Raw genomic sequence first — 4,568 nt, 5'->3', positions numbered from 1 at the left:
CTGTTTCGAAGGCGTCGATCGCGCGTGCTGGCCGGCGGACCGTGCCTGCGGTCGTCGCCGTGCTGGTGGTCACGTCGATGTTCGTGGGAGTGGTGGTCATCGGAACACAACCTGTGGATCCGGATACATCGGGAACTGTTGAAGCCACAAGCCACGAAACTGGCATAGTTCTATCAACTTCTGATGATAATACACTTGAAGCATCCGACCCGGAAACTGGAAACACTATCTGGTCATACACTTTCTCAAGTAGTGTTTATGACGTACATAAAGGGCCTAACGGAAAATACGTGTACGCTCATGATAACAGCGATGATGCGGATATGCACAGGATATATGCGGCAAATGGAACACTGGATAAAACCATCCCATTAGCCACGACAACTGCCTCATATGCCACTGGATCTATCGTTTCTCCGGATGGGGGTACAGTTTACCATAACAACTTTAATGATGATAACATCAGCGCTGTGGACGTTGGAACGGGTGCAGTTGACTGGGAAGTAAGTATAACGGGTTCAAGTATGGACGAATTCGCCATCAGTAGTGATGGGGGAACTCTTTACGTTGGTGGGAATCATGGCAGTAACGATCAGGGGCGAGTTACTGCTATTGACAGTTCCACGGGTGATGTTCTTTGGACTACCCTTTATGTGGACAGTGTTAATGACATCGCCCTTTCGCCTGATGAATCTAAAGTATATGTGGAAGTGGCTGGTGACAGCGGCAACGGAGAAACAGTTGCTACGTGGGTATCAAATCAGTCAACCCAGTGGATATACACTGTTGACAACTATGGGACCCACGATCTCACTGTTTCACCAAATGGTAAAACAGTCTATGTGACTAACACTGAATCCAACGACAGACACATACAAGCCGAAGCATTAGACGCTGAAACAGGCAATCTTCAGTGGCGAACTGAACTAAGCACTGCAATAGATGAGGGGCATGCTATTTATGCGTCAGATGATGGTAAAAAGGTATTCTATGGTATAGGGACCGGTGAAGTTGGGGCTTTAGACAGTTCTGACGGGTCCTTATTATGGTCGGACACCTCACAAACTGGAAATATAAACCACATAGTGTCTATGAACACCGATGTGAAACTACTTTCCAGCCTTTCAACTACTAACACAGGTTCCACATCAACTGAACTGAATTGGGAGTCAAACCATGACGGCCAAACAAATGTGGAATACAAGCCTTCAGACTCCTCTACGTGGAAAACGTATTCGACTGTCTCCGGCACCACCACCTCTGAAACAATTACGGGGCTGAAAAACGGGGAGAAATACGATGTTCGAGTGATTGTCGACGGAGGAACCACGAACAGCACCACCAGCGCCACCACCACGCTCCCAGCCGACGACCAACCTGTACTCTCGACGCCATCGGAGGGCCAGATCACCGTCGACCGCGAGACGGTGATAACCAACTACGGCGAGGTCGAAGTCCAGTACCGCGAGACGAACACATCGACATGGACCACCCACACCACCGTCCCATACGACTTCACGACCATCGACATCGAGAACCTCTCCGACGAGGAAGAGTACACGGTCCGTCTGCAGACCCAGACCGAACACACGACCGGTAGCTGGACGGATCTGGTGTCGACGGGAACGTTGACACCAACGGGTCCGATCAGTGGCACGGTTGAGAACCAGAACGGCCAAGCGATCGAAAATGCAACGGTGAAAGTCTTCACCGTCACGAATGCCACTGAGGGTGTCACTGATCCTGCGTCGGGGATCGATGAACTCACTGATCTCTCGGACCCAATGCCGGACTCGTTCGCCGAACAATCGGACTCGGACTTCCAGTTGCTGGGTGACGGCGGCACGCTCACAAACACAGACCGCCCCTACGCCCTAATCTATGAGGAGTCGAAATTCACCGCACAGGGGATCTACGACGATCCCCCTGACCTCTCAGATCCGAAATGGCGCCAGATCGAACAGGGCGAAACTGTCGCGATCGCGGTTGGTGACCCGACTGCAACGGGGTTCTTCTACCAAGATGATTTCGACCGACAGGTGCCCGGTTCGTTGATCGGCGAAGACGAACAGGCCTCTGTAATCATCCAAGAGGTGCTCCCTTCTGGTGAAAATGGGAGCGCACGTGTTGGCAAGAATATCCAGCTAACCAACAAGAATAATGACCTGTTTGACGCCACTCGACAACGATACGCCACCCTGGACACGAGCACGCTCACGCCGGGATTCTACCGGATCACAGCATATATCGACGGTGAGCGGGGATACTCCTACATCGTCCGGATCGGCTCACCGTACGAGCTGATCAATCGCTACACCGAAAACGCGGAGGGACAGACGAGCCAACTCGCGAATCAAACACAGACATATATCGATCAGGGAAAAATAGTCGTCAAGTCGACGACGACAAACGAGAACGGCGAGTTCGCCGTCGACGTTCACGATGACACGAAAGCGGTCCAGATCCAGGCCTATCGATCCAACGTCGACACTGGCAACCTCGCGAACCTGACGCTCGAGGATCTCGCAACGATCGACGGCTCGCTCTACTTCCCGTCCCAGCCGACACGCGTCACCCCGCCGAAGTCAGACATCCGGCTGACGATGACCGAAGTGTCGGCGGCGCCTGGCGCGAACGTCACCGAACTCCAACAGCAGATCGAGAAGTGGAAACAGCGAGCCGAAGATAATCGGCAGACGTTCGGCAACACGCCCGAGACAGTCCAAGACGTTGCCGAGAAATCATACGATGAGCTCTTAGAAATCCGCGACCGGCTGGCGGGGATCGTCTCCGAAAACGAGCAAGCCGAACAGTATTACTGCCAGAACTACCCTGGCTGTGAGGGGAACACGACGGCGTTCGAGGAGATTGATAACAAGTCTCGGCTGAACCAACAGATTACAGGACTCGGTGAAGCGCTGGAGTACGCCGCGCAGAACACGAACTCCTCAACGGTTGATGAGGATCTGAAAGACACGCCAACGGAGGTCTTTGAGCTCATCGAGTTACCATACATACCCGATTCACTCGAGAATATCGAGGTGACCGCGACGTTCGAAGACGGCTCGACGGAAACGATCGGCGAGGACGCGCTGACGGTACAGAACGACACGCTCGTCGTCAATGACTGGCAGGTCCCGGAGGACAAGACACTCGAGGATATCGGCGTCGACTACCCCGATCAGGATGTTACGGAAAACCCAGATCCGAACGAGGATCTCGGGAAAACACTGTCTGGTAAATGGGAGTTAAGTGAAGATCTCTCTCAGTACCAGGATATCCACGTCGAGGATATTTACTTCCAGGTCCAGTATCGGGCGAATGGGTTCGACCAATACTCGACAGCCAACAATTCCGAGTACATCAATGTCAATGTCAGCGGGGATACAGTCGCTATCGAGGAACTCCCACTCAAAGACGATGCAGAGTTTGTCAGAGTTACTCAGTGGGTTGTTGAGTGGAGTGATGGATACAAAAGCCAACTCGATGCGACACGCGTTGATGAACCAGATACCATCGAAGAGACGGCAAATATCCTCGACAAGACGTGGGATGTCGGAATCGATGTTCCTCACCGCTCTGAGTTCGATGTCTACGCACAGTTCAAAGACGGAACAGAAACCCGCATCCCAATAGACAAAATTACGAAGGACGGTCAGAACGTTACTGTCTGGAACTATTCGTCACCGCAAAACAAGGAGTTTGATGGGGTCCGGTTCGATTGGCCGAGCGATATCAACTCGGGCAACGACACCGAGGAAGATGTCCCAGAAAGCGATGTCGATCAGGGACTGAACCGCACTTACGAGATCCCGTACAACGTCAGTGAGGATCAGATAACGCCGATTGTCGAGTACGCCGACGGGACAAACGGAACGATACCCCAAGATGTCATTGAGGTCGTCGAAGCCCCGGATGGCAGCGGCACCACGATCGAGATCGTTGGCTGGCCGACGGACCAGACGCGTAACGTCAGCGATGTTGTTTTCGACACCGAGAACGTGTCAGAATCGAACGTCAACGTCTCGAAACATCGCTTCTACAGTGCGACGATCCAGTTCGGCGAATTCCTGAGTGGGACGGACGTGGCCGAGCAGACGGATATCTCGGTTATGGTCCGCTACCAGGACGGAGAAGTCAAGCAGATGAACGAGAGCTACTGGTCGCTGAACAAGCGAACTGGGCTCGCTGATCAGGTGGTGATCGAGGACTTCCCGATCTCCGAAAGCAGGCAGGTCGCGACGATCGAGATGTTCGCGAACACCGAGGATGGGCTGTCGAAACTGGAAAACGAGGTCGAAGTTTCAGATAGCCCACTTGAGCTCAACTCGATCGCGTTCTCTGACCGAAGTCCGGGGACGAGTTCGCCGGTCTCGGTCACAGTCTCACCGAGCGGTGATGCAGAACTGGTCGACGTGGACGTGATCGGGCCGGACAACGCCGAACTCAACCACACGCAGGCTGGGAACACGGCGACGTTCACGACGAACGGAATTGGCGTCCATGAGGTTGAGTTCACCTTCCGGACGGCCGATGGGTTGACGACGATCGAGCGATCGATCCAGGCG

General features: G+C 53.5%; 1 protein-coding gene and 1 pseudogene. Both read left to right on the top strand.

Going from position 1 to position 4,568, the window contains the following annotated elements:
* Positions 1-77 precede the first annotated feature (77 nt).
* A pseudogene (locus ACFR9S_RS09590) lies at positions 78-1,097 on the top strand (YncE family protein); the annotation flags it as partial.
* A gap of 96 nt (positions 1,098-1,193) precedes the next feature.
* The coding region (locus ACFR9S_RS09585) for a fibronectin type III domain-containing protein (RefSeq protein ID WP_379818504.1) at positions 1,194-4,568 on the top strand (3,375 nt) is incomplete at its 3' end.

Source organism: Halolamina salina (genome assembly GCF_042678005.1).
GTDB classification, from domain to species: Archaea; Halobacteriota; Halobacteria; order Halobacteriales; family Haloferacaceae; genus Halolamina; species Halolamina salina.
Note: the sequence above shows the minus strand (reverse complement) of the source record. Positions and strands in the feature narration are given on the sequence as shown.